The organism is Mesorhizobium sp. B3-1-8, assembly GCF_006439495.1.
Classification (GTDB): domain Bacteria; phylum Pseudomonadota; class Alphaproteobacteria; order Rhizobiales; family Rhizobiaceae; genus Mesorhizobium.
On record NZ_VFTK01000006.1, the window covers coordinates 1 to 24739 of the forward strand.

General features: G+C 64.1%; 30 protein-coding genes. 16 read left to right on the forward strand and 14 right to left on the reverse strand.

Annotated elements, in window-relative coordinates; genetic code table 11:
* The first annotated feature begins 287 nt into the window (after nt 1-287).
* Nucleotides 288-953, forward strand: a complete 666-nt coding sequence (locus tag FJ424_RS07265; RefSeq protein WP_140656874.1) for a TIGR02117 family protein — start codon at nt 288-290, stop codon at nt 951-953.
* A gap of 158 nt (nt 954-1111) precedes the next feature.
* On the opposite strand, the gene FJ424_RS07275 is transcribed toward FJ424_RS07265, so the two are convergent.
* Nucleotides 1112-2344, reverse strand: coding sequence for an FAD-dependent monooxygenase (locus FJ424_RS07275; RefSeq protein ID WP_140656876.1), 1233 nt, complete (start codon nt 2342-2344; stop codon nt 1112-1114).
* A gap of 29 nt (nt 2345-2373) precedes the next feature.
* Nucleotides 2374-2619, reverse strand: coding sequence for a zinc-finger domain-containing protein (locus FJ424_RS07280; RefSeq protein WP_140656878.1), 246 nt, complete (start codon nt 2617-2619; stop codon nt 2374-2376).
* 252 nt (nt 2620-2871) lie between these two features.
* On the opposite strand from FJ424_RS07280, the gene FJ424_RS07285 reads away from it, so the two are divergent.
* Together FJ424_RS07285 and ppx are read left to right on the forward strand one after the other, a co-directional pair.
* On the forward strand, nt 2872-5067 hold the full coding sequence (locus FJ424_RS07285) for an RNA degradosome polyphosphate kinase (protein ID WP_140656880.1): 2196 nt from the start codon (nt 2872-2874) through the stop codon (nt 5065-5067).
* A complete protein-coding gene (gene ppx, locus FJ424_RS07290; protein ID WP_140656882.1) occupies nt 5064-6599 on the forward strand; it encodes an exopolyphosphatase in 1536 nt (511 codons plus the stop codon). The genes FJ424_RS07285 and ppx overlap by 4 nt, the downstream gene beginning before the upstream one ends.
* 4 nt (nt 6600-6603) lie before the next feature.
* On the opposite strand, the gene FJ424_RS07295 is transcribed toward ppx, so the two are convergent.
* The 4 genes from FJ424_RS07295 to FJ424_RS07310 all read right to left on the reverse strand — a co-directional run bounded on the left by FJ424_RS07295 (nt 6604) and on the right by FJ424_RS07310 (nt 10187).
* Nucleotides 6604-7026: a DoxX family protein gene (locus FJ424_RS07295; RefSeq protein WP_140656884.1), complete on the reverse strand. Its 423-nt coding sequence runs from the start codon at nt 7024-7026 to the stop codon at nt 6604-6606.
* A gap of 173 nt (nt 7027-7199) precedes the next feature.
* Entirely contained in the window at nt 7200-7622 is a 423-nt protein-coding gene (locus FJ424_RS07300) for a DoxX family protein (RefSeq protein ID WP_140656886.1), read from the reverse strand.
* A 385-nt stretch (nt 7623-8007) separates the two neighbouring features.
* Nucleotides 8008-9405, reverse strand: a complete 1398-nt coding sequence (gene fumC, locus FJ424_RS07305) for a class II fumarate hydratase (protein WP_140656888.1) — start codon at nt 9403-9405, stop codon at nt 8008-8010.
* A gap of 299 nt (nt 9406-9704) precedes the next feature.
* On the reverse strand, nt 9705-10187 hold the full coding sequence (locus FJ424_RS07310) for a cupin domain-containing protein (RefSeq protein ID WP_140657019.1): 483 nt from the start codon (nt 10185-10187) through the stop codon (nt 9705-9707).
* A gap of 105 nt (nt 10188-10292) precedes the next feature.
* Here FJ424_RS07310 and FJ424_RS07315 point away from each other — a divergent pair, with 105 nt between their 5' ends.
* A complete protein-coding gene (locus FJ424_RS07315; protein ID WP_140656890.1) occupies nt 10293-11264 on the forward strand; it encodes a LysR family transcriptional regulator in 972 nt (323 codons plus the stop codon).
* A 73-nt stretch (nt 11265-11337) separates the two neighbouring features.
* On the opposite strand, the gene betI is transcribed toward FJ424_RS07315, so the two are convergent.
* A complete protein-coding gene (gene betI, locus FJ424_RS07320; RefSeq protein ID WP_140656892.1) occupies nt 11338-11988 on the reverse strand; it encodes a transcriptional regulator BetI in 651 nt (216 codons plus the stop codon).
* Nucleotides 11989-12072: 84 nt separating this feature from the next.
* On the opposite strand from betI, the gene choX reads away from it, so the two are divergent.
* Both choX and FJ424_RS07330 read left to right on the forward strand, forming a co-directional pair.
* A complete protein-coding gene (gene choX / locus FJ424_RS07325) occupies nt 12073-13011 on the forward strand; it encodes a choline ABC transporter substrate-binding protein (protein ID WP_140656894.1) in 939 nt (312 codons plus the stop codon).
* A gap of 11 nt (nt 13012-13022) precedes the next feature.
* Nucleotides 13023-13844, forward strand: coding sequence for an alpha/beta hydrolase (locus FJ424_RS07330; RefSeq protein WP_246677170.1), 822 nt, complete (start codon nt 13023-13025; stop codon nt 13842-13844).
* Here FJ424_RS07330 and FJ424_RS07335 read toward each other — a convergent pair whose 3' ends face one another.
* On the reverse strand, nt 13845-14672 hold the full coding sequence (locus FJ424_RS07335) for an NIPSNAP family protein (RefSeq protein WP_348640107.1): 828 nt from the start codon (nt 14670-14672) through the stop codon (nt 13845-13847).
* A gap of 177 nt (nt 14673-14849) precedes the next feature.
* Between FJ424_RS07335 and FJ424_RS07340 the strand changes: the two genes are divergently transcribed.
* Nucleotides 14850-15512: a TetR/AcrR family transcriptional regulator gene (locus FJ424_RS07340; protein WP_140656898.1), complete on the forward strand. Its 663-nt coding sequence runs from the start codon at nt 14850-14852 to the stop codon at nt 15510-15512.
* Between the two features lie 49 nt (nt 15513-15561).
* Here the strand turns inward: FJ424_RS07340 and FJ424_RS33950 are convergent, their stop codons facing one another.
* On the reverse strand, nt 15562-15729 hold the full coding sequence (locus FJ424_RS33950; RefSeq protein ID WP_246677171.1) for a hypothetical protein: 168 nt from the start codon (nt 15727-15729) through the stop codon (nt 15562-15564).
* The gene (locus tag FJ424_RS07345) at nt 15684-16148 is read right to left on the reverse strand and encodes a hypothetical protein (RefSeq protein WP_246677172.1); all 465 of its coding nucleotides are present in this window, start codon (nt 16146-16148) and stop codon (nt 15684-15686) included. Before FJ424_RS07345 ends, FJ424_RS33950 begins: the two co-directional genes overlap by 46 nt.
* A 154-nt stretch (nt 16149-16302) precedes the next feature.
* Between FJ424_RS07345 and FJ424_RS07350 the strand changes: the two genes are divergently transcribed.
* The gene (locus FJ424_RS07350) at nt 16303-17433 is read left to right on the forward strand and encodes a metallophosphoesterase (protein WP_140656900.1); all 1131 of its coding nucleotides are present in this window, start codon (nt 16303-16305) and stop codon (nt 17431-17433) included.
* Nucleotides 17434-17490: 57 nt separating this feature from the next.
* Here the strand turns inward: FJ424_RS07350 and FJ424_RS07355 are convergent, their stop codons facing one another.
* A complete protein-coding gene (locus FJ424_RS07355; protein ID WP_140656902.1) occupies nt 17491-17670 on the reverse strand; it encodes a CsbD family protein in 180 nt (59 codons plus the stop codon).
* A 161-nt stretch (nt 17671-17831) separates the two neighbouring features.
* On the opposite strand from FJ424_RS07355, the gene FJ424_RS07360 reads away from it, so the two are divergent.
* The 6 genes from FJ424_RS07360 to FJ424_RS07380 all read left to right on the forward strand — a co-directional run bounded on the left by FJ424_RS07360 (nt 17832) and on the right by FJ424_RS07380 (nt 21580).
* Nucleotides 17832-18491, forward strand: a complete 660-nt coding sequence (locus tag FJ424_RS07360; protein ID WP_181182112.1) for a glutathione S-transferase family protein — start codon at nt 17832-17834, stop codon at nt 18489-18491.
* Between the two features lie 101 nt (nt 18492-18592).
* On the forward strand, nt 18593-19348 hold the full coding sequence (locus FJ424_RS07365; RefSeq protein ID WP_140656906.1) for an SDR family NAD(P)-dependent oxidoreductase: 756 nt from the start codon (nt 18593-18595) through the stop codon (nt 19346-19348).
* A 369-nt stretch (nt 19349-19717) separates the two neighbouring features.
* Entirely contained in the window at nt 19718-20125 is a 408-nt protein-coding gene (locus FJ424_RS07370) for a hypothetical protein (RefSeq protein ID WP_095768506.1), read from the forward strand.
* A gap of 1 nt (nt 20126) precedes the next feature.
* Complete coding sequence (locus FJ424_RS33510) at nt 20127-20285, forward strand: hypothetical protein (RefSeq protein ID WP_181166965.1); 159 nt, start codon at nt 20127-20129, stop codon at nt 20283-20285.
* A 62-nt stretch (nt 20286-20347) separates the two neighbouring features.
* Nucleotides 20348-20704: a YkgJ family cysteine cluster protein gene (locus FJ424_RS07375; RefSeq protein WP_181166974.1), complete on the forward strand. Its 357-nt coding sequence runs from the start codon at nt 20348-20350 to the stop codon at nt 20702-20704.
* A 264-nt stretch (nt 20705-20968) separates the two neighbouring features.
* A complete protein-coding gene (locus FJ424_RS07380) occupies nt 20969-21580 on the forward strand; it encodes a LysE family translocator (RefSeq protein ID WP_140656908.1) in 612 nt (203 codons plus the stop codon).
* A gap of 7 nt (nt 21581-21587) precedes the next feature.
* Here FJ424_RS07380 and FJ424_RS07385 read toward each other — a convergent pair whose 3' ends face one another.
* The gene (locus tag FJ424_RS07385) at nt 21588-22601 is read right to left on the reverse strand and encodes an AraC family transcriptional regulator (protein ID WP_181166966.1); all 1014 of its coding nucleotides are present in this window, start codon (nt 22599-22601) and stop codon (nt 21588-21590) included.
* Between the two features lie 195 nt (nt 22602-22796).
* Here FJ424_RS07385 and FJ424_RS07390 point away from each other — a divergent pair, with 195 nt between their 5' ends.
* Nucleotides 22797-23222: a GFA family protein gene (locus tag FJ424_RS07390; protein WP_140656912.1), complete on the forward strand. Its 426-nt coding sequence runs from the start codon at nt 22797-22799 to the stop codon at nt 23220-23222.
* A 56-nt stretch (nt 23223-23278) separates the two neighbouring features.
* Nucleotides 23279-23794, forward strand: coding sequence for an OsmC family protein (locus FJ424_RS07395; protein WP_140656914.1), 516 nt, complete (start codon nt 23279-23281; stop codon nt 23792-23794).
* A gap of 80 nt (nt 23795-23874) precedes the next feature.
* On the opposite strand, the gene FJ424_RS07400 is transcribed toward FJ424_RS07395, so the two are convergent.
* Both FJ424_RS07400 and FJ424_RS07405 read right to left on the reverse strand, forming a co-directional pair.
* Nucleotides 23875-24261, reverse strand: coding sequence for a nuclear transport factor 2 family protein (locus FJ424_RS07400; RefSeq protein ID WP_140656916.1), 387 nt, complete (start codon nt 24259-24261; stop codon nt 23875-23877).
* Nucleotides 24262-24281: 20 nt separating this feature from the next.
* Entirely contained in the window at nt 24282-24716 is a 435-nt protein-coding gene (locus FJ424_RS07405) for an OsmC family protein (RefSeq protein ID WP_140656918.1), read from the reverse strand.
* Nucleotides 24717-24739 lie beyond the last annotated feature (23 nt).

The window sequence follows — 24739 nt, forward strand, 5'->3', positions numbered from 1 at the left end:
TCAGCACGAATCGTTCCATCCGAAGCTTGAATCATGATCAAGCCCGATGTGGAATCCTGAATATCAACAGGTCTTAGGGCGAAGCAAGGAGCGAAGCGACGCGGCGCAGACCCTAGAATCCATGCTGTGACATCGAGGTGTTGCTGCGGTTCAGAATTCTGCACCGTCGCGCCCTACGGCAGAGGTCACGGCATGGACCCTCGGGTCAAGCCCGAGGATGACGAAGTCACGAACGGGTTCGGCCAATCTCGAGAGCTGCGACAAATGTGGCCGACTTACCGCGCCTGATGCGAAAATTCCTGCGATATCTGGCAATGTTCGTCGCAGCGGTGGTGCTTGCCGCCGCGCTCGGCACGCTGGTGCCGCGCCCGCTCTGGCCAGCCGCCGCCCGAGGCGAGGGGACGCGGCACATATTGGTGCTGAGGAACCCGATCCACACCGACATCGCCGTGCCCCTCGATGATGGCGTGCGCCGGCGCTTTGCCTTTCTCGCCGACGCCGGTCTGCCGATCGAGGCGCCAGGGGCGCGCTACATCGTCTTCGGCTGGGGCGGCCGCGCCTTCTATCTGGAAACCCCGACATCGTCGCAGCTGAAGGCCGCGCCGGTGTTGAAAGCGCTCACTATCGACGCTTCGGTGATGCATGTCGATGTCGCCGGCGCGATCAAGGAGCAGCATCCCGCCGTCGCCGGCTTCGACATCGACGAAGCGCATTTTGCGGCGCTGCTCGACCATATCGCGGCGAGTTTTCGGCAGGGGCCGGGTGGCCCGATGGCGATCGAGAATGCTGGGTATTCAACCTTCGACCGCTTCTACGAAGCCAACGGCCATTTCAACGCCCTGGTCGGCTGCAACACCTGGACGGCGGCTGCGCTGCGCACCGCCGGCCTGCGCACGGGATGGTGGAACCCGCTGCCGGTGACGCTGTGGTGGTCGTTGCGGTTGTATGATTAATGCATGTCGCGCAAAAGTGTGCAGCGGTTTTGCGATAGCGACATGCATGAAAACAAAGGCTAAAGCGCGTCGCCTGAATCCGCTTCAGCGCGACGCGCTTTAGTAGCAATTGGCGAGCGCCTCGTTCCTTCGCCCCGCCTATCCGGTCGTCTGCCGCTCTACCGCCTGACCACCTTCCGCTCCTCCCAGCCATAGAGCCAGTCCAAGTCCGCGACGAGCTTCTCCGCCGGCCGCGTCGCCAGCACCAAGTTGCGGACGATCGCCACCGGTCCCCTGGCATGCCAGGCCAAGCGATTGAGCGCGCCGCGTTTCAGCACTTTTTCGACGCGCGGCCGTCTGAGATTCTCCCAAACCGTCAGGCTCTGCCTTGGATCGCCCGGAAAATCGGCGACCAGATTGGCGAGCATCGAGGCGTCCTCGATCCCCATCGCCGCGCCTTGGGCCGCGAACGGCGTCATGGCATGCGCGGCGTCACCGATCAGCGCGATGCCGTCCGGCGTTGCCCAGCGGCGCTGCTCGACCGTGTGAATGGGGAACGCCGTCCAGGGGCCGGCGAGTGCCACCAGCCTCGACAGTGCCGCCGCCGTGCCTCGGATGGCGCCTGAGAGGATCGCAGGGTCCGCATGACCGGACCAGCCTTCGGCGATGCGCTCGCCCTTGGTGAAGGCCGCAAGGTTGAAGGCGCGGCCCTTGCTCACCGGATAGGCGACCATGTGGAAGCCGGGATGCAGGAAGGTGGTGACGCAGTTTGCGGCGCCGATTTGCGCAAAGGCCTGGCCGGCGGCACTTTCCGCAGGGACCGTCGCGCGCCAGGCGAGCTCACCCGAAAAGCGACTCGCCGCAAAGCCGGCCGTCCTGGCAAGCCCCGCGCGAAGCGAAGACCAGACACCGTCCGCTCCGATCAGCAGGCCGCCCGTGACACTCGTCGTTTTGCCGTCGATCTCGACCGTCGCGGTCACGCTTTGCGGGTCGAGGGCGATGCCGGTCACGCGCGCCCCGGTGACAAGCTCTATATCTGGCCGGTCCGCCGCCGTGGCCATCAGCGCTGCCTGCAGGTCGGCGCGGTGCGCCACCAGGTAGGGCGCGCCCCAGCGTTTTTCTCCGGCTTCCCCGAGCGGCACACGCGCCAGCTCGCGCAGGCTTCCCGCGTCCTTCAGCACCACCGCTTGCGGCCGGATCGCGTTGGGCAGCAGGCGGTCGAGCACGCCGAGCCGGCGCAGGATGCGGGTCGCGTTGGGGGAAAGCTGGAGGCCGGCGCCGGCCGCTTCGAGTTGCTTTGCCTGCTCGAACAATTTTACCGGGAAGCCGCGCTCGGCAAAGGCAAGCGCCGCCGTCAGCCCGGCGATGCCAGCCCCGGCGATGACGATTTGCCGGGACCGTGTTTCAGCCATGATCTAGCAGTCGTTCGTGATCTGCAGGGTCAGGCGGCCTGGTCGACATAGAGGCAGCCGGCCGGCTGCGTTTCCGTCGCCTTCAGCGACGCTGAATAGCGGTAGAGCGTCGAACAGTAGGGGCAGACCTTCTCATTGTCGTCGCCCATGTCGAGGAACACATGCGGATGGTCGAAAGGCGGATTGGCGCCGGTGCACATGAATTCCTTGACGCCGATCTCGATGACCGGGTGGCCCGCGTCGTTCTGGAAATGGGGGATGCTGCCGCCTGCCATCGTCGTCTCCAATTGGGTTCGGCCAGTGGGTGTGACCAGTCTGCATCTGGAGCATAACAGGTCCGTTTGCAAGATCGATGAAATCAAACTGTCGCAAAAGGCTGGCAGAGGATAAGTTGAGCCGGTTAAGCGCATGGGGCCGGTGTCGGAGCGATTCCGTGATGATCATGCGTCACAAAGACATGCTAGAGCGTCGTTGAACGGCAATATGCGGCGCCTCCTAGGGACGGCTGCGGGCAAGAGCGGGAAACCATGAACGAACTGAAGCCTGTGCAGAGCGAGTTCATCACCGTCGAGGCGGCAAGCCCGGACGGCGGCAATCCCGACCGTTTCGTCAACCGCGAATTTTCCTGGCTGCAATTCAACCGCCGCGTGCTGGAGGAATCGCTGAACGAGCATCATCCGCTGCTCGAACGCGTCCGCTTCCTGTCGATCTCGGCCGCCAATCTCGACGAGTTCTTCATGGTCCGCGTCGCCGGCCTTGCCGGCCAGGTGCGGGAGGGCATCGCGCTGAAAAGCCCGGACGGCCGCACGCCCGAGCAGCAGCTCGAGCAATTGCTGCGCGAAGTCGAGCGCCTGCAGGAGGACCAGCAGAAGAGCCTCTCGGCGCTGATGGTCCTGCTCAACAAGGAAGGCATCGAAAGCATCACCCGCGATGCGCTGACCAAGGACGAGAAGGCCTGGCTGGAGGAGCATTTCCAGGAACAGGTTTTCCCGGTGCTGACGCCGCTGTCGATCGACCCGGCGCATCCGTTTCCGTTCATTCCCAATCTCGGTTTTTCCATCGCCCTGCAGTTGCGCCATCGCAAGAATGGCGAGGAGATGAGTGCGCTGCTGCGCTTGCCGGTGGCGCTCAAGCGTTTCATCCGCCTGCCCGACCGCAAGAACCATGTCCGCTTCATTCCGCTGGAGGAAGTGGTCGGTATCTATATCGGCAAGCTTTTCCCCGGCTACGAGGTCAAGGGCTCCGGCACGTTCCGCATCATCCGCGACAGCGACATCGAGGTGGAGGAAGAGTCGGAAGACCTGGTGCGCCTGTTCGAAACGGCGCTGAAGCGCCGCCGCCGCGGCTCGGTGATCCGCATAGAGTTCGACACGCTGATGCCGGCCGCGTTGCGGGACTTCGTCGCCGGCGAGCTCGGCGTCTCGTCGAGCCGCATCAGCGTGCTCACCGGTCCGCTGGCGCTCAACCAGATCTCCGAGATCGTCGCCATTCCGCGCGACGACCTCAAATTCACGCCCTACAATCCGCGCTTTCCCGAGCGCATCCGCGAGCATGGCGGCGACTGCTTCGCCGCCATCCGCGAGAAGGACATCGTCGTCCATCACCCATACGAGTCCTTCGACGTGGTGGTGCAGTTCCTGCGCCAGGCCGCCGCCGACCCGGAAGTGGTGGCGATCAAGCAGACGCTCTACCGCACCTCCAACGACAGCCCGATCGTGCGCGCGCTGATCGACGCCGCCGAGGCCGGCAAGTCGGTCACGGCACTTGTCGAGCTCAAGGCGCGCTTCGACGAGGAAGCCAACATCCGCTGGGCGCGCGACCTCGAACGCGCCGGCGTGCAGGTCGTGTTCGGCTTCCTGGAGCTGAAGACCCACGCCAAGATGTCTTTGATCGTGCGCCGCGAGGATGGCCGGCTGCGCAACTACGTGCATCTCGGCACCGGCAACTACCACCCGGTTACCGCCCGCATCTACACCGACCTGTCCTTCTTCACCACCGACCCGACGATCGCGCGCGATGTCGCGCAGCTTTTCAATTTCATCACCGGCTATGCCGAGCCCGCCGAGAAGATGCGCCTTGCCGTATCGCCCTTCACGCTGCGCAACCGCATCCTGAAACACATCTCGGACGAGATCGTCCATGCCCGCGAAGGCCGACCGGCGCGCATTTGGATGAAGATGAACGCGCTGGTCGATCCGACCATCATCGACGCGCTTTACGACGCCAGCCGCGCCGGCGTCGAGGTCGACCTCGTCGTGCGCGGCATCTGTTGTCTGCGGCCGCAGGTGCCGGGTCTTTCCGAGAATATCAGGGTGAAATCGATCGTCGGCCGCTTCCTCGAGCACAGCCGCATCTTCTGCTTCGGCAACGGCCACGGCCTGCCGTCGGACGAGGCGGTCGTCTACATCTCGTCGGCCGACATGATGCCGCGCAATCTCGACCGCCGCGTCGAGACCCTGGTGCCCATCACCAATCCAACTGTGCATGAACAGGTGCTTGGCCAGATCATGCTGGGCAACATCATGGACAACCAGCAAAGTTTCGACGTATTGGCTGACGGCACCTCCCGGCGCGTTGTGCTGGAGGAAGGCGAAGAACCGTTCAACGCGCAGGAATATTTCATGACCAATCCGAGCCTCTCCGGACGGGGCGACGCGCTGAAATCGCATGCGCCCCAGCGCATCGCCCAGTTCAAGCGCCGCAAGAAGAACGGCGCCGCGTGATTGCAGTTTCCCAGGGCCGGCTTCAGGACCGGCGGCCGCTGTCGATCATCGACATCGGATCGAACTCGATCCGCCTCGTCGTCTATGAGGGGCTGGCACGCTCGCCCACGCTTCTGTTCAACGAAAAGATGCTGGCCGGCCTCGGCCGCGGCATCGTTTCGACGGGCAAGCTCGACCCCGAGGCGGTGACGCGGTCGATGGAGGAATTCCGCCGTTTTCGCGCGCTTTCCGATCAAGCCGGCGCCGAGCATATGTATGTGCTGGCCACCGCGGCGGCGCGCGAGGCAGGCAACGGCCCCGATTTCATCCATCGCGCCGAGGACGTTCTGAAAACCGAGATCCGCGTGCTCACCGGTCGTCAGGAAGCCTATTATTCGGCGCTCGGCGTCATTTCCGGCTTCCATCCGGCCAACGGCATCGCCGGCGACCTTGGCGGCGGCAGCCTCGAACTGATCGACATCAATCGCGAAACGATCGGCGAGGGCATCACGCTGCCGCTCGGCGGCCTGCGCCTGCAGGATATGGCGAAGAACTCGCTCGTCCAGGCGCAGAAGATCGCGCGCCAGGAACTGGCGCGGGCAAAGCTGCTCAAGGGCGGGCAGGGCAGGGTCTTCTACGCCGTCGGCGGCACCTGGCGAAACCTCGCCAGGCTGCACATGGAGATGACCAACTACCCGCTTGGCGTCATGCACAACTACGAGATTTCGGCCGACAGCGCGCAGGCTTTCCTGAAGCAAGTGGCCAAGGGCGAGGTCGAGAAGGTGAGGGGCATCGAGGGCGTCTCCAAGAACCGCCGCTCGCTGCTGCCCTACGGCGCGGTCGTGCTGCAGGAGATCATGACGGCGATGCAGCCCTCGAAGATCGTCGTCTCGGCGCAAGGCGTGCGCGAGGGGTTCCTCTATTCGCTGCTCGACGCCGAGGAGCAGAAATCCGATCCGCTGATCTCGGCCGCGGAGGAACTGGCACTCTTACGCTCGCGCTCGGTGCACCATGCGCATGACTTGGTCGAATGGACCGGCAAGGCGTTCAAGGCCTTCGGCATCGACGAGACGGAGGACGAGGCGCGCTACCGCCACGCCGCCTGCCTGCTCGCCGATATCGGCTGGCGCGCGCATCCCGAATATCGCGGCAGGCAGTCGCTCAACATCATCGCGCACGCTTCCTTCATCGGCGTCGACCATCCCGGCCGCGCCTATCTGGCCCTGGCCAACGCCTACCGCCATGACGGCATTTTCAACGACGGCATCGCGCCGGAGATCAAGGCGCTGGCGCCGCCCAGGCTGCTCGAGCGCGCCCGCGTCCTGGCGGCGATGATGCGCGTGGTCTATCTGCTCACCGCGGCGATGCCCGGCGTAATGCCGCGGCTGAAATGGGAAAGCCGCGGCAACGGCGCGCTGGCCCTGGTGCTGCCGGCCTCGCTTTCCGACCTCTATGGTGAGCGCCCAGCCGGCCGGCTGGCGCAACTGGCACGTATCACCAACCGCCGGCTCATGCTGGCGGTCGAGGGCGGGCCGAGCGTTTCGGTGAAGTAACGGATCAGGTGACGTCGGCGCCGATCCCGAACCCACGCCCGTCAGCCGACCATGCGCCGGCGCCGGCCATGGCGAGCGCCAGGAAGCCGCCGGAAATGGCGATGTCCTTCATCAGCATCTGCCGGTGAAGGAAGGCGAGGGTCGCATCTTCACCACCTTGGCCGTAATGGCCGATGAAACCTGCAACCACGCAGAAGGCCGCAAGCAAAAGCGCCACGATTCGCGTCTGGAAACCGACAAGGATCAAAAGCCCGGCAATCAGCTCGAACAGGCCTGTGCCCCAGGCGGCCAAGGTCGGAAGCGGCAGGCCGAGGCCCATGAAATAGTTGATCGTGCCGCCGATATTGGTGAGCGCCTGGAAGCCCGACGGCACAAAGAGCGCGGCCAACAGAAGCCGTGAGACCAGAAGCAACGCGTTGCGAAACATGGCCAACCTCCCTTGCCGGCGCATAACGCCGGCTGCCGCTGCAGTCTACGCCTGCAACGAAAAAGCGGCGCGTAAAATTCCGCGCCGCTCGCGTTTAAGGCTTGGGAGGGGGAGCAATTCCAGGAAAAGTGTGAAGCGGTTTTCCGTCTGGAATTGCGTCAAACAACAGTGCCTCAGGCGCGCTTGGCGTCGATCGAATAAGCGCCGGCGCCGGACGAGGCGAGCAGCAGGAAACCGCCGGTGATGGCGAGGTTCTTCATGAAATGGATCATCTGGTTCTGATCGGCCCAACCGGTGTGGGCGACAAGAGCGGTCGCAATGGTGAAGATCGCAAGCACCCAAGCGGCGATCCGGGTCTGGAAACCGAGCAGGACAGCGAGCCCGCCAAGCAATTCGATCAGGCCGACGACAACGGCCGTCGCGGTCGGAACCGGCAGACCCATCGCGCCGAAATAGCCGGCGGTGCCGGAAATGGCGGTGAGCTTGCCGAAGCCGGAAAGCAGGAAGATGGCCGCAAGCAGGATGCGGCCGAGCAGGATCGTCGTGGAACTGTTGGACTGGGCGCCGGTACCGGCGACGGAAGAGTTGATGGACATGGCGAGTTCTCCGAATGGGTTGAATGCCCAGTCAGATAGACGATGTGGACTGTTCACCAAAGCCGCCTATGCGACGACACATTGTTCACAGAAAGATGTTTCGATATCCGCCGGGCGGGCGCGAAAATCATGTCGGCGGATTGGTTTGAGGGAGTAAACTGTGCTGCCGCAAAATCCCTATCGCTTCGTCATCCACGGGCGAAGCAAGGAGCGAAGCGACGCGGCGCAGACCCGAGGATCCATTCCGTGACTTCAAGGCAGCCGCCGCGGTGGAGATTCTGCTCATGGATTCCAGGGTCTCCGCGACGGAGCCTTGCTTCTGCTTCGCCCTGGAATGACAACATCGGTTGCGGCAGCCTGCAACTGTCGAATGGGTGAGCTGTGCTTACCCCGGATGCGTCATGTCCTCTGGCCGCACCAGCCGATCGTAATCGGCTTCGCTGACCAAGCCGGTAGCCAAGGCCTCCTCACGCAAGGTCGTGCCGTTCTTGTGCGCGGTCTTGGCGATCTTGGCGGCGTTGTCGTAGCCAATGGTCGGCGCCAGCGCCGTCACCAGCATCAGCGAGCGCTCGAGCGCGGCCTTGATGTTGTCCTCGCGCGCCTCGATGCCGACCACGCAATTGTCGGTGAAGGAGACGGAAGCGTCGGCAAGCAGCTGCACCGACTGCAGGAAGTTGTAGGCCATCAGCGGATTGTAGACATTGAGCTCGAAATGGCCCTGGCTGCCGGCGAAGGTGAGCGCTGCATTGTTGCCGAACACCTGCACGCAGACCTGTGTCAGCGCCTCGCACTGGGTCGGGTTGACCTTGCCGGGCATGATCGAGGAACCCGGCTCGTTTTCCGGAAGCGACAGCTCGCCGAGGCCCGAGCGCGGGCCGGAGCCGAGCAGGCGGATGTCGTTGGCGATCTTGAACAGCGCCGCCGCCGCCGCGTTGATCGCGCCATGCGAGAATACCATGGAATCGTGTGCCGCGAGCGCCTCGAACTTGTTCGGTGCGGTCACGAAAGAAATGCCGGTGATCGAAGCGATGCGGTCCGCCACCTTTTCCGCGAAGCCGACCGGCGCGTTGAGGCCGGTGCCGACGGCGGTGCCGCCCTGCGCCAGTTCCTGCAGCCCGGGCAGCGTCTGCTCGATGCGCTTGATCGAGGAGGCAACCTGCGCGGCATAGCCGGAAAATTCCTGGCCAAGGGTCAGCGGCGTGGCATCCTGCGTGTGCGTGCGGCCGATCTTGATGATGTGGTTGAAGGCGCGGGCCTTGGCGTCGAGCGCCTTGTGCAGATGATGCAGCGCAGGGATCAGGTGATGCACGACCCGCTCGGCGCAGGCGATGTGCATGGCCGTCGGATAGGTGTCGTTCGACGACTGGCTCATGTTGACGTGGTCGTTCGGATGCACCGGCTTCTTCGAACCCATGATACCGCCGAGCATCTCGATCGCCCGGTTGGAGATCACCTCGTTGGCGTTCATGTTGGACTGCGTGCCCGAACCCGTCTGCCACACGACCAGCGGGAAATGCTCGTCGAGCTTGCCTTCGATGACTTCCTGCGCAGCGTCGACGATCGCCTTGCCGATGGCCGGATCGAGCCGCTTCATCTCCATGTTCACTTCCGCCGCGGCACGCTTGACGATGCCGAGCGCGCGCACGATCGAGGCCGGCTGCTTTTCCCAGCCGATCTTGAAATTGCCCAGCGAACGCTGCGCCTGCGCGCCCCAATAGCGGTCGGCCGCGACCTCAATGGGGCCGAACGTATCGGTTTCGGTTCTGGTCTTTTCAGCGCTCACGGCAAGTCTCCGTCTGTCGATTTGGGCAAGGGCGTATCGCGTTGCACAAACCGCATCAAGCGGAGATTGCGGGCGGGGAAGATGCAAATCGGTTGAAGGGCGCGCCTCTTCCTTCTCGCTCTGGGCGAGACGGCGGTGACGGCCAATCTCCCCCTCGTGGGAGATGCCCGGCAGGTCAGAGGGGGGCGCGAAGGATCACGGCGTTTGGAAATCCTTCGGGCTGTTTCGAACAGGAGCGAAGGGCTGGCGGGACAGCGCCCTCTCTGGCCTGCCGGCCATCTCCCCCACGAGGGGGGAGATCAGCACCCCAGCGGCGGCCCGACAATATCGATGCCGTTCTCGGCGCACAGGCTCGTCAACACCTCAATCATCTCCGGCGTCGGCGCTGCCGCCGGCGGCAGTTCGGCTCGCTCCGCAGGGCGGCTAGCCTTGCGCACCATCGTCTCGAAATCCGAACCGCGCGTGACGGTGAGCGTATGGGCGCCTTCGAGAGACTCGACCTTGTAAGTGTGCGGCAGGCCTTTCGGAGCGAGCACCGTTTCGCCGGCGCCGGCAAGCCGCTCGCGGCCGTCGACGACAAAACGTATCCGGCCTTCGAGGATATGAAACACCTCGTCCTCATTGCGGTGCACGTGCAGCGGCGCGGAATCGCCGTAGGGCTGGCGGTGCTCGATGATGCAGATGCCGTCCTCGCCGTCGGCCGACGAAACCTGGATGGCAACGAGCGTGTTGTTGAACCAGAGGAGTTCCTTGCCTGCGATCGTCGTGTTGATCATTGTCATCATTGCTCTCCCTTGTTGAGTGCCGACAAAGCGGCTTCGACGGCGACCTAAGCAAGGACGAGCCGGTGATGGAAATCGAATGATCGTATGGGGCGGATTGATGCGATGAATTTGAACGCGCTCGACCTCAATCTGGTGAGGGTGCTTGACGCGCTGCTGCGCGAGAAGAGCGTGACGCGCGCCGGCGAGCAGATCGGCCTCAGCCAGCCGGCTGTGAGCGCCGCGCTCAACCGCCTGCGCCATGCGCTCAACGACCAGCTCTTCGTGCGCCGCGGCAACGACATGGTGCCGACGCCTCGCGCCGAAAGCCTGGCGGAGCCGGTGCGCGCGGCGCTGCGCGAGATCGAGCGCGCCTTTCAGCCGGCGGCCGATTTCGATCCGGCAAGGCTGGAACGGACATTCACCTTCATGGGCGCGGATTTCTTCTCAATGCTGCTTATGCCGCCCTTCGCCGCGCGCATTGCGGCGGTGGCGCCCGGCGTATCGTTCCGTTTCCTCGACAGCGCCATCGGCGACGTCTCGAAGCTGTTGCAGGACGATCGGATCGACCTTGCGCTGGAGCGCCCGCTGGAGGTCGCGGAGTGGGTCTCAAGCGTGGCGCTGTTCGGCTCGCCCTTCGCCATTGTCGCGGCGAAGGACAATGCGGCGCTCGGCCAGGCCGGCATCGCCGAGGGCGAAGAGGTGCCACTCGACCTGTTCTGCGCGCTGCCGCATGCGCTGCGCTCCATCGATGGATCGATGTCGGGCTTCACCGATGATGCGCTGGGCAGGATGGGCCGGGCGCGTCGCGTCATGCTTGCTTTGCCGCACTTCCAGGCCGTCGCGCTGGCCGTGGCGAACGGGCCTTATCTGGCTGCGGTTCCCACGCAGTTCGCTGTAGCGGCGGCAAAATCCCTGCCGATCGGCATCTATCGGGCGCCGATCCCGATACCATCGCCGGCGGTCAGAATGTACTGGCACGCCCGCCGCGATGATGAGCCACCGCATCGCTGGATCCGCGAGCAGATACTCGATGAGGTGGGAACGCTCGGCTTCAAGGACTGGGACGGCACCGCAAGTGCTCTCCCGGCGGTATAGCTGCCGTTGGAGCGGGAGTGCAGCGCTGAGCAACGCGGACGGTCAAGCGCGGGAGCGATCGCTGGTATGAACCTTATCCGGCTGAGGCTAACCCGACCGGCGCGGGCTGGCGCACACTTAGCCGCCCCGCGACGAAATCCTTGACCTGGCGTACCGCCTGCTCGCGCGTGACGCTGCCCGGCTGCAGGCCGAGCCTGAGCCATAGCCCGTCGATCAAAGCGGTGACGCCAAGCACGATCTCCTCGGCCAGTTCCGGCGCAGCGAGGCCGCGCAGGCCGGATAAAAGGTTCGAACGCATGCGCGCGTGGATCACCTTCTGGATACGTGCCAATTTCTCGTCGCGCGGCACCTCGGCGCAGAGTGACAGCCAGGCATGGCAGAGCGGCGGCAGGAACAAATGCTCCTCGAAATTGCCTTCGATCACCGCATCCAGCCGTTCCATCGGCGTCCGCGCCCGCTGAAGCCTGGCGACCACCGCGTGACAGAGCACGGCGTTGGCCTCGCGCATGGCGTGCTCGAACAGCTCCTGCTTGTTGCGGAAATAATGCAGCACGATGCCCTTCGAGGCGCCGGCCTGGGCCGCGACCTTTTCCAGCGTCGCGCCGGCGATGCCTTCGCGCTCCAGCACCGCGAAGGCCGCCTGCCGCAGTTCCTTGCGGCGTATGTCGCTGAGGCGCGTGAGTTTCACCGGACCGATCCATGCATGGCGAATCCATGTTGACATTTTCGTCCGCTCAGATCAATGATTGACCAATGGGACAATAAAATGACCATTAGGTCAAAAATGATCGAAAAGAGGAGAACCGGAATGTTGCGCATGCTTGCGAGAGGCGTCTGTGTCGCGGCGCTAATGCTGGCTTCCCAAGCGGCCGGCGCCGCCGAGGCCGAAAGCTGCAAAGCGGTTCGCATGGCCGAACCCGGCTGGAACGATCTCGCCTTCACCACGGGTGTGGCCAAGGTGCTGCTCCAGGCGCTCGGCTACGAGCCGCAAAGCGAGGTGCTTGGCATCAACGTCATCTATGAAGGCATGAAGAACAAGGACCTCGACCTGTTCCTCGGCTACTGGGATCCGGCGATGGTCACCTATTATGAGCCCTACAAGAAAGACGGCTCGATCGAGAATGTGCGCGTCAACCTGGTCGGCGCCAAATACACCTTCGCCGTGCCGACCTATGTCTGGGACGCCGGCGTCAAGGACCTGTCCGACCTGCACAAATTCGCCGACAAGTTCGGCAAGAAGATGTATGGCATAGAGCCCGGATCCAATCAGCTCATGATGGACGCCATTGCCGATCCGCAATACGCTCTGGACGGCTGGCAGGTGGTGGAATCGAGCGAGGCCGGCATGCTCTCGGAGGTCGGCTACGAGATCAAGGAGAAGCAGTTCATCGTCTTCCAGGGCTGGGCGCCGCATCCGATGAACACGATGTACGACTTCAAGTATCTGACCGGCGGCGACAAGTTCTTCGGCCCAAATTTCGGCGCAGCAACCGTGACCACGCAAGTGCGCAAGGGTTTCCTGCAGGAATGCCCCAACGTCGCGCAGTTCCTGAAGAACCTTGCCTTCGACATCGACATGGAAAATGTCGGTATGGGCTATCTCATCAACGACGGCATGAAGCCGGAGGATGGGGCGCTGAAGTCGATCACCCTGCACAAGGATCGGCTCGATGCGTGGCTCGCCGGCGTCACCACCTTTGACGGCAAGCCCGGCCTTGCCGCGGTCAAGGAAAAGCTCGGACTGTGAGGCCGGCAGCCTTGGAACTGACGGATCAGGAGGCCGAGCAGGCGTCTTGGGCCGGGCGCAAGCGGACCGTCTATATCGGCGGTCTCGACCTTGCCTATGTCGAGATCCCCGGTTCGGAGCCGCCGCTTGTCCTCGTGCACGGCTTCACCGACACCAGTCGCAGCTTCTCGCTGCTGGCGCCGCATCTTCCCGGCCGCCGGCTGATCATGCCGGACTTGCGTGGCCACGGTGGCTCGCAGGCGGGTGAGGGTTTTGGCGTCGCTGGTTTCGCCGACGACATGGCGGGGCTGATCCGGCGCCTGCGGCTCGAGCGACCGGTCGTCGTCGGGCATTCGCTGGGTGGCATGGTGTCGATCGCGCTGGCCGCTCGGCATCCGGAACTGGTCGGTGGGCTGGTGATCGTGGCCAGCACGCTGAGGCCCGATTTCGGATCGCATCACCAACTGATCGATGGCGTGGCAGCGCTTCGTGATCCGATCTCGCCGTCCGATCCTTTCTATGACTGGTGGCATGCCTGCCGGCCAGATGTGCCGCGGGCCTTTCTCGCCGGCCTCGCGAAGGACGCATCCGCGATTCCCGCGGCGCGCTGGCGCGCCATTCTCGAAGAAGTCCGCCGCACCGATCTGACCGCCGCGGCGCGGGCCGTGCAGGTCCCGACACTGATCATCGCCGGCGGGCGCGACCCGCTCTTCGGCGCGGCGCACCAGCACACACTGACCGGGGCGCTGGCCGGATCGCGCCTGGTGTGGGCACAAGATTGCGGTCACAACCCGCATTGGGAAGACCCGGCCTTTGTCGCCGAGGCAATAGCGGGCATGCCGCCGGCCGCATGACTATCTCAGCAGCGAACGGGCCGTAGGCGTCAGACGCAACGTCTCTGCCGGCTTTGTGGAAGCGGCTTGCAAGGCTTCATGGATCGCCCAACATGCCGGCGAAGCGGCGAGGGCGGCCCGACGGCCGGCGTGGGCATCGCCATCGTCGAACCCTGCGACGATGACGAAGACGTTTTCAGCGGCACGCACGGGTAAACGCGGAAAGGTGTTTTCGGCATGCTCGCTGACGAAGGCGCCGAGCAGCCGGGTGCCATTTGCCGCGAGCAGCGGGACCGCCTCCGCCTCGAAACGCCCGGCAAAACCGGCCTCGGCGCCTCGCTGCAAATGATGAATCGAAATCTCAACAAAACCAGGCAAACGCCTTCCGCCGTTCATACTACTTTCAGCTTCGGCGGCTGTCGGCCGCTGTAAGTCTGAGAGGTCGAACTCCGCACCCCGCCATGCCGGTTTGAGCAACAACACGTTGTCGGAATCGATCATCGTCGCATTGGCGGCATCTCGATGCGCCGCCCAGACGGGGCCGCCATAGAAGGCGCTCAGCGCGTCCTTTCTCGTCTCCATATCCTCGAAACCGCGCAGCCAGACGAACATGTCGGGGCGGTCGAGATCGCGGAACTGGCCGATGACGGTCATGCCCGTCGCTTCCTGCGTTTCGACGAACTCCCAATCGAACAGCGCGATCAGCGTATCGCGCTGCCCTGGCTTCAGCGTGTATTGCCGAAGCTCGACGACGGGTGAGGCAAGGCGAGAAGGTCGGTTCATGGCCAGAAATCTCAAAACAGGGTGATCATCCTGTTTATAAACAGACCGGTTGTCCTGTTTTGTCAATCTGGTATCGTGGTTTTTCCCTTCTCCCGTTGCGGGAGAAGGTGGATCGGCGCGCAGCGCGAGACGGATGAAGGGTGTTCCAGTGGAGTGAGACGCTGGCTTTCCCCGGGAGCACCTCTTATCCGCCCTCACTTCGTTCAGGTACCTTCTCCAACAAGCGGAGATGGGGAGATCGCAATGGCGATACGCAAGAAACGCACAAACGACCCGGAAGGCATGCGCCGGCGCGTCCTCGACGTGGCGGAGGACTCCTTCCAGGCGCGCGGCTATCACGCCTCGAGCCTCGGTGATCTGATGGCCGCGGCCGGCGTCACCGGTGGCGCGCTGCATCACCATTTTCCGACCAAGAAGGCGCTGGCGCTGGCGGTGATCGAGGAACGGGTGGCAGCGGCGGTCCAGAAGACCTGGATCGACCCGGTGCTGGCGGCGTCCTCGGCCCGCGAAGGCGTGCGGGCCGTGTTCGAGGCGGTGGCTGCGGAGTTGGAGCAACAGGGCTATGTGCGCGGCTGCCCGCTCAACAACCTGGCGCACGAGCTGTCGCTGGCCGACGATGAATTCCGCCTGGCGCTCGCCAGGATCTTCGCCGGCTGGCGAAGGGCGATCGCCGATAAGATCCGGGCCGACCAGCTGGATAGCGGGCAGGGCAGGACCGATCCCGATCGCTTCGCCGCGCTTGCGGTGGCTGCTTATTCCGGCGCCATGTCGATGGCCAAGACGTCACAGGATGCAGGGGTGCTGCGGGAGTGTTTGAGGGCGCTGGAAGAAGGTTTCGAGCCATCGCAGAGCGGGTTGACGGCAAAGCGGCGGCGTCGCGTGTTGCCGCGGCGGATGATCGGTTGATGCCGGCGGGGCACAGGCGTGAAGGATCGCGTCGTTTGACAATTACACCTCACTCCCTCAACGGCTTGATCGTCTCGAATCCCACCTCGCTCTGCGCGCTCGTCCCCTCATCGTACCGCCGTGCCAGCACCGCCTGCAGGTCGGGCGAGTAGAGCGCCGTGAACGTGTCGATCACGTTGCCCGTATCGCCGGTGATCGTTTCGCCGACCACGAGCACGTTGTATTTGCAGTCGCCGAGCTTGTAGGTGTCCTTGCCCTTGACGGCCAAAGCCAGTGTCTCGGTGCCCTTCGGCGCCTTTTTTGAAGACAGTCGCAGAATTCGGTCTTGCTCTTGGCGCCCGCTTTCAGCGGGAACAGCTTCTTGAGGTCGCCGAGCGGGATCATCGACAGCCGTCCGGTGTCGCTGTCGCGGAACACTTCGATCAGCCCGGCATAGAGATACTGCGTCTGCGGCGAGTCCGATTCATACTTGTTGGCGACCGCGACCATGCCGCCGGACGCCGGCCGGAATTCGCTGCGGATGCCGGCCTTTTCGAGCGCGAAGCCGGCTTTGGCGGTTTTTGCGTCCACGCAGTCCGCGGCCTGCGCGGCGCCGGCGAGCATGGCGAACGCCATGCCGGTTGTCAGGGTTTTCATGCCTTCCTCCGCTGGATGCATGTGCCAAAGCAATGACAGACCCCCGCCGCGCTGTCGACCCAAGAGCCTGTCATGCCTTGGCATGAAAAGTCTCCAGGCGCTGGCCGGGCATTGAACTGGACGAGGCGGTTCAAGGGTGTTTAATCGGGTGACGATGAATCGCTCTTCGCCAACAACCGTTTCGCGCCGCATCTTCATGGCTCGGTTGGGCGGCCTCGCTGCCGCCGGGGTCTTTCCGCGCGTGGCCTTCGGCCAGACGGGCCGACGCATCCAGCCGGTCGACGCCACCTTCCTCTTCATCGCCGATATCCATGCCTGCCGCATGGCGAGCGGGCTCAGCCCCAACTGCCTGCAGGAAGGCAAGACCGATGCAGCGCTTCTGCGCAACGTCGCGGCCCTGAACGCCATTGCCGACAAGGAGTGGCCGGCCGAGATCAACGGCGTTTCCACCGGGCTGCATTCGGCCGGCACCCGCATCGGCACGCCGCTCGGCCTCGTCACCGGCGGCGACATCACCGATGATGGCGGCGGCCAGGTCACTGAGCCCAGCGAAGGCACGCAGCTTCTGCAGTTCTCCCAGCGCTATCAGGAAGGCGTCGGGCCGGACCGCGTTCACATCCCGGTCTATGTCGGGCTGGGCAACCACGATCTCGACCAGAACGGCTCGCCGCCGCATGTCGACTGGTATCGCCGCGAACTGCGCGACTATGTCGAGGTCAACCATCGCCCCGGCGTATTCTTCAAGCCGCCGGTGCCGGCGACCGAATATGACGTCGACACCGACTGCTATTCCTGGGACTGGGGCGGCCTGCATCTTATCCAGACGCACCGCTTCGCCGGCGACACCGGCCATGGCGCGCCGAGCAGCCTGCCTTGGCTGAAGCAGGACCTCGCCACCTATGCCGGCGACGGTCGTCCAGTGATCTTGTTCCAGCACTATGGCTGGGACACTTTCTCGATCGAGCGCTGGGATCCGGTGAAACGCACATACGATGACGACGGCTCCGGCCGCCCGCACTGGTGGGGCGAGGCGGACCGCCAGGCGCTGCTGGCCGCGATCAAGGGCTATAATGTGATTGCCGTCTTCCACGGCCACCAGCACGAAGTGCCGATGATCTACCAGCGCGACGGGCTCGATATCGTCAAGCCGAAGGCGGCCTATATGGGCGGCTTCGCGCTGGCGCGCGTGACGGCCGACAAGCTGGACGTGGTGCTGGGCGAAGCGGCCGGCGACCACGGCGAGATCGTCTTCACCAACGCCTTGGCCAAGCAATTCCAGACATGAAAAGGCCGCCTCGCGGCGACCTCCATAGTCCTGTCGTCAAGGCAAACTGCTGAGCGGTCAGAACGCCCTTTTGACCTTGTCCTTCACGTCGCCATAGGCCTTCTGCACCTTGCCGGCGAGCTTGTCGGCAGCGCCTTCGACCTGGGTCCGCCGGTTGCCGGTGGCCTTGCCGGCCGCCTGCTTGATCGAACCCTTCATTTGCTTGGCAAGACCGGCGACCTGATCCCTGTTCACCATGCGCGCATCTCCTGGGTGGAGCCTGGATGCGAGAACCGCATCTCGCGTCCAAACGGACGCGGAGTTTTTTGGTTCCGCAAACCGGCGGCGCGACAATGACTTTCGGCTCGAAGGTGAAGCGGTTAGGTTTGCGCCGCAACCAGCATCAAGAGAGGTCAATCTTGGCGGAATTCACGCTTTACATCGGCAACAAGTGCTTTTCCTCCTGGTCGCTCAGGCCATGGGTGGCGATGAAGCAGCTGGAGATACCTTTCGAGGAGGGCTTCGTGCGGCTGCGCACGCCGCAGACGGCAGCCAACCTCGCCAAGGTGTCGCCGACCGGCCTGGTGCCGGTTTTGAATCATAACGGCAGGATCGTCTGGGAAACGCTTGCCATCCTTGAATATCTTGCCGACCTCTACCCTGGGAAGAAGCTCTGGCCGGAAGACCTCGGCGCCCGTCAACTGGCGCGCTCGGTGGCGACCGAGATGCATTCCGGCTTCCGCGAGGTGCGCTACGGCTGGCCGATGAATCTGCGCCGGCCGAAATCCCATAAGCCGCTTGATGCCGAGGGCGAGGCGCAGCGGGCGAGGATCGAAGCGATCTGGCGTCGGTGCCGCGAACAATATGGTGACGGCGGCCCCTTCCTGTTTGGTCATTTCACCGCGGCCGATGCGATGTATGCGCCGGTGGTGACGCGCTTCGACACCTATGGCGGTGAGCTGGCGCCCGTCACCCGCGCCTATGTCGATGCGGTATTGGCGACGCCCGCGATGCGTCACTGGTATGCGGAAGCCGCCAGGGAGCCCTGGCCGGAGCCCGGGCCGCACGAACAGGATTGAGCGCGGCCGGGTCAGCAAATTGCGTCGACTGCGCTGATGGGGGACAAGCCCTGGCGGCGCGGCCTATGTGAAGAAGCGGGCCGGGCTCCTGGAGATTTCTCATGACCACCGCAAATTCAATACTCACGGGCAAGGTCGCCCTTGTCACCGGCGCTTCGTCCGGCATCGGCGAGGCCACCGCTGTGGCCCTTGCCGCGGCCGGCGCGAAAGTCGCGGTCGCCGCCCGTCGTGCCGATCGCCTCGAGGCACTGGTTGCGCGCATCGAACAGGCGGGCGGCAAGGCGCGCGCCATCGAAGCCGACATTGCCAAGGCCGGCGACATCACCGCGATGGTCGACAAGCTTATATCCGAATGGGGACGTCTCGACATCCTCGTCAACAATGCCGGCGTCATGCTGCTTGCCCCCGCGGCCGAAGCCGATCTCGACGATTGGCGGCAAATGATCGAGCTCAACCTGATCGGGCTGATGGCGACCACCAAGGCGGCGCTGCCGCACCTGAAGGCTTCGAAGGGCCATATCGTCAATGTCTCCTCGGTGGCCGGTCGTGTCGCCAACCCGGGCGCGGCCGGTTACGCGGCGACCAAGTTCGGGGTGGTGGCTTTTTCGGAATCGCTGCGCCGGGAGGTCTATGCCGACAAGGTGCGCGTCACCGTCATCGAGCCGGGGCTGGTGCGTACCGAACTCGGCGATCACATCACCAACGCGCAATCCAAGGCCGGCCTCGAACACCGTCTCGCCACGATGGAAGCGCTGACCGCCGAGGATATTGCGAACGCCATTTTCTATGCCGTCAGCCAGCCGCCAAGGGTCAACGTCAACGAGATACTTATCCGTCCGACCGACCAGGAACGGTGAGCAATAGAAAACGCCTCTCGCGCTTGTTATGGCGCGGGAGGCGCTTTTGCCGTCAACCGTTCTCGATTGCTCGTGAATTGCTGACGGCTTGAGTAGAAACGGCTTGCCATGACATTGGTTCCGCAGCCGACGAATTTTTTGTCCTTTTTGCGGATAGCCCCAAACGCCCGCCACGATGTGATAGGAATGCTGCAAGGCCAGGGATGCGGACGTCCGCAATTTAATCTGACGCCATGTTGCTTTGTGCGTGGTCATGGCCGAAAGACGCTCTGCCATTTCGGCATCAGCCTCCGGGCAGGAGAAGATTTTGACCGCTACCTCGAATGAATCATGTGGGCAGGCCTTGCCGAAACCGGCAGGCACACGCTGATGGCCGCCAAACGCGTGCCATCAACGCCGATCGCCGCCGATGCGACCATCGCCGACATGGTCGACACCCTTGACAAGCCGATCGAATATGTTCGCCGAGTGCTGGAAAGGCTCGAACGCTGCAAGCGCGCGCATGGCGATGCCCAGGTGCGCGTTGGCGTGCGCGGCCGCGCCGAAGCCCCGAACTATCTGATCGAGTATGTGCGGGAAGACGCCAAGACCCGTCAGCGCACCAGCTATCAGGATGCCGCCTACAGCGGCAGCACGCATCGTGAGCTGGCGCCGCACCACATCGAGGACGCCAGGAACTGGTCGCCCGAGGAAATGAACATCACGGCGGTCTCGGCGCTGATCGGCCGCTTGCGCAACCCCAATGCGCCATCATCGCGCTTTTCTGACGAGGACTGACATGGCCATAAAATTCTCCGCCAAGGACCAGCCGGCAGCTGCGCCCGCCACTGCCAAGCCAGCCAAGCCGGCGGCGAAGCCGGATGCGTCCGCAGAGGTTGCGACCGATCTGTTCAAGTCGTCTGCCGAAGCGCCGGCGCGCAAGACCAGGAAGAAGTAGCGCCCTTGCCGCAGGACGCCGGTCGCACAGCCAGGCCGCTCGGGCTGCCCGGTCAGTCCGTTGTGTCTGTCGACGAGGATGCCGGTGCGGTCGCCGTGTTCGATTGCCAGAGTTGCGGCGCCTGCTGCTCTTATTCGGCCGACTGGCCGCGTTTTTCGACCGAGGATGACGAACAGCTCGACCGCATTCCGGCCGAGCTGGTAGCCGCGGACCAGTCCGGCATGCGCTGCGAGGGCGGCCGATGTTCGGCGCTCACCGGCGAGGTGGGCAAGCACACGGCCTGCGGCATCTATGATCTCCGCCCCGATGTCTGCCGCGCTTGCATGCCGGGCGGTGACGACTGCCTGATGGCGAGGGCAGCGCATGGGCTCGAACTGCCAATCTCCCCGCTTGTGGGAGTTGAGGACTGGTCCGCCTAGCGGACGCGAAGCCAACTGCTTGGCTTTGCGAAGGACGAAAGCCCGGCAGGGCAGAGTGGGGCGCTGTCCCGCCGGCGTCTCAGCCGAGCTTCGATCGGACATCCGAATAGATTTCAAAGAAATGGGACTGAGAGGCCGCGTTCCTTCGCGCTCCCTCTGGCCTGCCGGCCATCTCCCCACAGGGGGGAGATCAAGCTCTCCGCCGCTTGCCGACACCCATTCCTCCCGGTACCTTCCCGTCGGGCAGGGCTGCGGAGGAAATCCATGAGCATCGAATTCCTGTTGACGTCGCTGATCATCGTGGCTTCGCCCGGCACCGGCGTCCTCTACACGCTGAGCGCCGGTCTTTCGCGCGGCGCGCGCGCTTCAATTATCGCCGCCTTCGCCTGCACGCTGGGCATCATCCCGCATATGGCGGCCGCGATCACCGGCCTCGCAGCGGTGCTGCACACAAGCGCCATCGCCTTCGAGACGCTGAAATATCTCGGCGTCGCCTATCTGCTCTACATGGCCTGGAACACGTTGAAGGAAAAAGGCGGGCTCAGCATCGACGAGGACGCCGCGCCGCGCTCGACCGCCAGGACCATCACCTCCGGCGTCCTGGTCAACATCCTCAACCCGAAACTGTCGATCTTCTTCTTCGCCTTCCTGCCGCAATTCGTCAGCACCAACGAGCCGCATGCGCTGCCCAAGATGCTCGAGCTCTCCGGCGTCTTCATGCTGATGACCTTCGTCGTCTTCGCCATCTACGGCGTGTTCGCGGCGTCGGTGCGCAGCCACATCGTGTCGCGGCCGAAAGTGCTGACCTGGATGCGCCGCAGTTTTGCCGCCGCCTTCGTCATGCTCGGCGCTAAGCTGGCGCTGGCCGATCGCTAACGGACGATCAGCCCTCGGTTTCGGAAGCCTCGTCGCTTCCGGAGCCGGCCGCAGCCCGAACCCCGAGCCGCCAGGCAGAAGGCGGGACGCCGATCATCTTCTTGAAGGCGCGGCTGAACGCCGCTTCGGATTCATAGCCGATGTCTGCAGCGATGCTGGCGACGTTGCTGTTGCCGGCGCTGAGCAGTTCCGAGGCGATCTGCATGCGCCATTTGGCGAGATAGTGCATCGGCGGCATGCCGACGATTCTGGTGAAGCGCTCCGCAAGCACGGTGCGCGACAATGCCGACTCCTTCGCCAGCGCATCCACCGTCCAATTGTGCGCCGGCCGGTCGTGGATCAGCGCCAGCGCCTTGCCCAGATGCGGATCGCGCAGGCCCGCCAGCCAACCGGTCTGTTGCGGCGGCAGCGATTCCACATAGCGGCGCAGCACGTCGACGAACATCAGCTCGCTGAGCTTGGTGAGCACTGTTTCGCTGCCGGCCCGCTTGTCAGCCACCTCCGAGACCGCCTGCCTGATGAACTGGCCGAGCCACCCGCCATCGCCCCTGGCATCGCCGGCCTTGATGGCGGGCGGCAGCGCTTCGAGCAGCGGATTGAAGGGCAGGGCATCGCAGGCGAGATAGCCGCAGATCAGCCTGACCGAGCGCGAGCCGCCGCCGGCGCAGTTGATGTAGAAAGGCATTCGGCCCGCAGTCGCTATGTCGAGCACGTCGGCCGTCGGCGGGTCGGTGCGCAAGTCGGGATGACTCGACATGATGTGCGGGTCGCTTCTGGTGAAGACCACGACTTCGCCGGCTTCCATCGGGATCGGCTCGTCGCCGATGATCCGCGCGAAGCAGTGGCCGGCCGTTACCACATGATAGGAAATCAGGTGATCCGCGCCGGGAAGTACCTTGGGCAATATCGACGACGGCGCGGGCGAATGGACGGCCCACGGGTCGTGGCCTTCGATGTCGAAAAACGTCGCGCCGGTGAGGCGCACCGTTTTCAAAAGGTCAGAAAGAGCATCCCCGGCCATTCCACCCATTTCCCGCAAGCCGCGCGGCAATCCGGCGCGACATCCCTTTCCAGTTCCGGACGAGCTGTCAAGTAAGGCGGACGCCGCGTCATTCCGTTCGTTGGCGGAAGCTTTAAACCCCGCCAGCACTGTGCGGTGCCGTCTCAACCGGCGCTGAGCACGGTCGAAACCAAACCTGGATAAGGATCGAAAGTCATGACGGTACATAAGGGCGGGTGCTTTTGCGGCGCCGTGGAAATCGAAGTCCACGGAACCGCCGAGGCAATGGGCTACTGCCATTGCGGTTCCTGCCGGTCGTGGTCGGCGTCTCCGGTGAATGCCTTCACGCTGTGGAAGCCACGGAACGTCAAGGTCACCAAGGGCGCGGAGTTTTTATCCGGCTTCAAGAAGTCCGAAATGAGCGACCGCCAGTTCTGCACCAAATGCGGCGGTCATCTGATGACGGATCATCCGCCGCTCGGGCTGGTCGACGTCTATGCCGCCACCATACCGATGGTGGAATTCAAGCCGGGGGTCCATGTCAATTACGCAGAGACGGTCCTGCCGATGAAGGACGGACTGCCGAAGCTGAAGGATTTTCCCGCCGAGCTCGGCGGCTCCGGCATCGCCGTCCCGGAATAGGTCCGGACGATGGCCGACGATTTCAGACAACCGCAATTCACGACAGGAGAACAGCAATGGATATCGCGACGTTTCGCGCCACGCAGGAGCCGATCAAGGATCTTTATCGCAAGGACGCGCGGGCGGCACTTCTTACCTTGAAGGCCAGGGGCAATCCCGACGACTCGAAGGTGACCTGCAAGGTCGAGACCGGACGCGGTCTTGCCTTGGCGGGCATCCATCCGAAGGCCGGCGGCAGCGGGCGGGAGCTTTGCTCCGGCGACATGCTGCTGGAGGCGCTGATCGCCTGCGCCGGCGTCTCGATGCGGGCGGCTGCGGCCGTGCTGGAGATTCCGATCAAGTCGGCGGAGATTTCCGCCGAGGGCGACGTCGATCTTCGCGGTACGCTCGGCGTCACCGAAGGTGTGCCGGTCGGCTTCAAGGAAATCCGCCTGCGCTTCGACATCGAGTCGGATGTCGAGCAAGGCCGGCTGACCCAGCTCATGGAACTCACCGATCGCTACTGCGTGGTCTTCCAGACCATCCAGCGCAGTCCCAAGACCTTCGTGAAACTCAATCGGGTCGTCTCGTAGGCCGCGGCTTGCCCGGGATCCAGATCCTGGCGGGGACGGATTCCGGACTGGGCCTGAGCGCGGCTCTTCCGCGCCAGGCCCTATCCTTTCACATAGCCCATCGCCTCGACGATTTGCCCATCCGCGACACGCATCAGGTTGACGCCGCGCAGCGACCTGCCATCGGCCATCCAGAAGCGCCAGCGGATCGTGGCGCGGTCGCCGGCGACGAACGTCTCTTCGACATCGAAGCGGGTGTCGGGTCCGGTGGCGATCGCCGACCACAATTCGACGCAGGCGGCCTTGCCGATGCGGCGGGCGCCGTCCGGCGCCGGCGTGGTGTTCTCGATCACGCAGTCCTGCGCCACCAGTTCGTCCAGGGCCGACGGATCGTGACGCTGGAAGACGTCGTTGTAGCGCCGCATGATTTCCGCCGTCTCGGCGGAGCGCTTGGCCGCGGCGATGTCGATGATCAATTCCTGGGTCATTGGATTTTCCTCCTTCCGTTTCAGTGGTCTGCAAGGTTCGCCTTGAGCGTGATTGAGGCGACGCCGGCCAGTGCCCGCGAGACGAGGCAGGCTGCCTTGGCCTTTTGCGCCAGCCGCTCGAAGTCCTCGGCCGAGATGCCGGCGATGCCCGCCTCGGTCTCGAGCTCGATGCGGGTAATCGTCGGCCCAGCCGTGGTCGCGCCGAGATGCACCTTGGCAATGGTGTGGATGTTCTTGGCCGTGTGGCCTTCGCCGCCGAGTATGGCGGTAAGCGCCATCGAGAAGCAGCCGGCATGCGCCGCCGCTATCAGCTCTTCCGGATTGGTGCCCGGGCCGTTCTCGAAGCGCGACGGGAAGGAATAAGCGCCTTCGAACACGCCGCTGCCCAGCCGCAGCCGGCCGGATCCTTCCTTGAGCGTGCCCTGCCACTGGGCCGAGGCTTCACGGATTGTCATGGCTGGTCTCCTCTCTGTTTGCA

Excerpts from the sequence above, each read along its gene's own strand:
- FJ424_RS07265 (WP_140656874.1), top strand. The coding sequence starts at position 288 with ATGCGAAAATTCCTGCGATATCTGGCAATGTTCGTCGCAGCGGTGGTG.
- FJ424_RS07275 (WP_140656876.1), bottom strand. The coding sequence starts at position 2,344 with ATGGCTGAAACACGGTCCCGGCAAATCGTCATCGCCGGGGCTGGCATC.
- FJ424_RS07280 (WP_140656878.1), bottom strand. The coding sequence starts at position 2,619 with ATGGCAGGCGGCAGCATCCCCCATTTCCAGAACGACGCGGGCCACCCG.
- FJ424_RS07285 (WP_140656880.1), top strand. The coding sequence starts at position 2,872 with ATGAACGAACTGAAGCCTGTGCAGAGCGAGTTCATCACCGTCGAGGCG.
- FJ424_RS07295 (WP_140656884.1), bottom strand. The coding sequence starts at position 7,026 with ATGTTTCGCAACGCGTTGCTTCTGGTCTCACGGCTTCTGTTGGCCGCG.
- FJ424_RS07300 (WP_140656886.1), bottom strand. The coding sequence starts at position 7,622 with ATGTCCATCAACTCTTCCGTCGCCGGTACCGGCGCCCAGTCCAACAGT.
- FJ424_RS07310 (WP_140657019.1), bottom strand. The coding sequence starts at position 10,187 with ATGACAATGATCAACACGACGATCGCAGGCAAGGAACTCCTCTGGTTC.
- FJ424_RS07315 (WP_140656890.1), top strand. The coding sequence starts at position 10,293 with ATGAATTTGAACGCGCTCGACCTCAATCTGGTGAGGGTGCTTGACGCG.
- betI (WP_140656892.1), bottom strand. The coding sequence starts at position 11,988 with ATGTCAACATGGATTCGCCATGCATGGATCGGTCCGGTGAAACTCACG.
- choX (WP_140656894.1), top strand. The coding sequence starts at position 12,073 with ATGTTGCGCATGCTTGCGAGAGGCGTCTGTGTCGCGGCGCTAATGCTG.
- FJ424_RS07340 (WP_140656898.1), top strand. The coding sequence starts at position 14,850 with ATGGCGATACGCAAGAAACGCACAAACGACCCGGAAGGCATGCGCCGG.
- FJ424_RS07345 (WP_246677172.1), bottom strand. The coding sequence starts at position 16,148 with ATGAAAACCCTGACAACCGGCATGGCGTTCGCCATGCTCGCCGGCGCC.
- FJ424_RS07350 (WP_140656900.1), top strand. The coding sequence starts at position 16,303 with ATGAATCGCTCTTCGCCAACAACCGTTTCGCGCCGCATCTTCATGGCT.
- FJ424_RS07355 (WP_140656902.1), bottom strand. The coding sequence starts at position 17,670 with ATGGTGAACAGGGATCAGGTCGCCGGTCTTGCCAAGCAAATGAAGGGT.
- FJ424_RS07365 (WP_140656906.1), top strand. The coding sequence starts at position 18,593 with ATGACCACCGCAAATTCAATACTCACGGGCAAGGTCGCCCTTGTCACC.
- FJ424_RS07370 (WP_095768506.1), top strand. The coding sequence starts at position 19,718 with ATGGCCGCCAAACGCGTGCCATCAACGCCGATCGCCGCCGATGCGACC.
- FJ424_RS33510 (WP_181166965.1), top strand. The coding sequence starts at position 20,127 with ATGGCCATAAAATTCTCCGCCAAGGACCAGCCGGCAGCTGCGCCCGCC.
- FJ424_RS07380 (WP_140656908.1), top strand. The coding sequence starts at position 20,969 with ATGAGCATCGAATTCCTGTTGACGTCGCTGATCATCGTGGCTTCGCCC.
- FJ424_RS07385 (WP_181166966.1), bottom strand. The coding sequence starts at position 22,601 with ATGGCCGGGGATGCTCTTTCTGACCTTTTGAAAACGGTGCGCCTCACC.
- FJ424_RS07390 (WP_140656912.1), top strand. The coding sequence starts at position 22,797 with ATGACGGTACATAAGGGCGGGTGCTTTTGCGGCGCCGTGGAAATCGAA.
- FJ424_RS07395 (WP_140656914.1), top strand. The coding sequence starts at position 23,279 with ATGGATATCGCGACGTTTCGCGCCACGCAGGAGCCGATCAAGGATCTT.
- FJ424_RS07400 (WP_140656916.1), bottom strand. The coding sequence starts at position 24,261 with ATGACCCAGGAATTGATCATCGACATCGCCGCGGCCAAGCGCTCCGCC.
- FJ424_RS07405 (WP_140656918.1), bottom strand. The coding sequence starts at position 24,716 with ATGACAATCCGTGAAGCCTCGGCCCAGTGGCAGGGCACGCTCAAGGAA.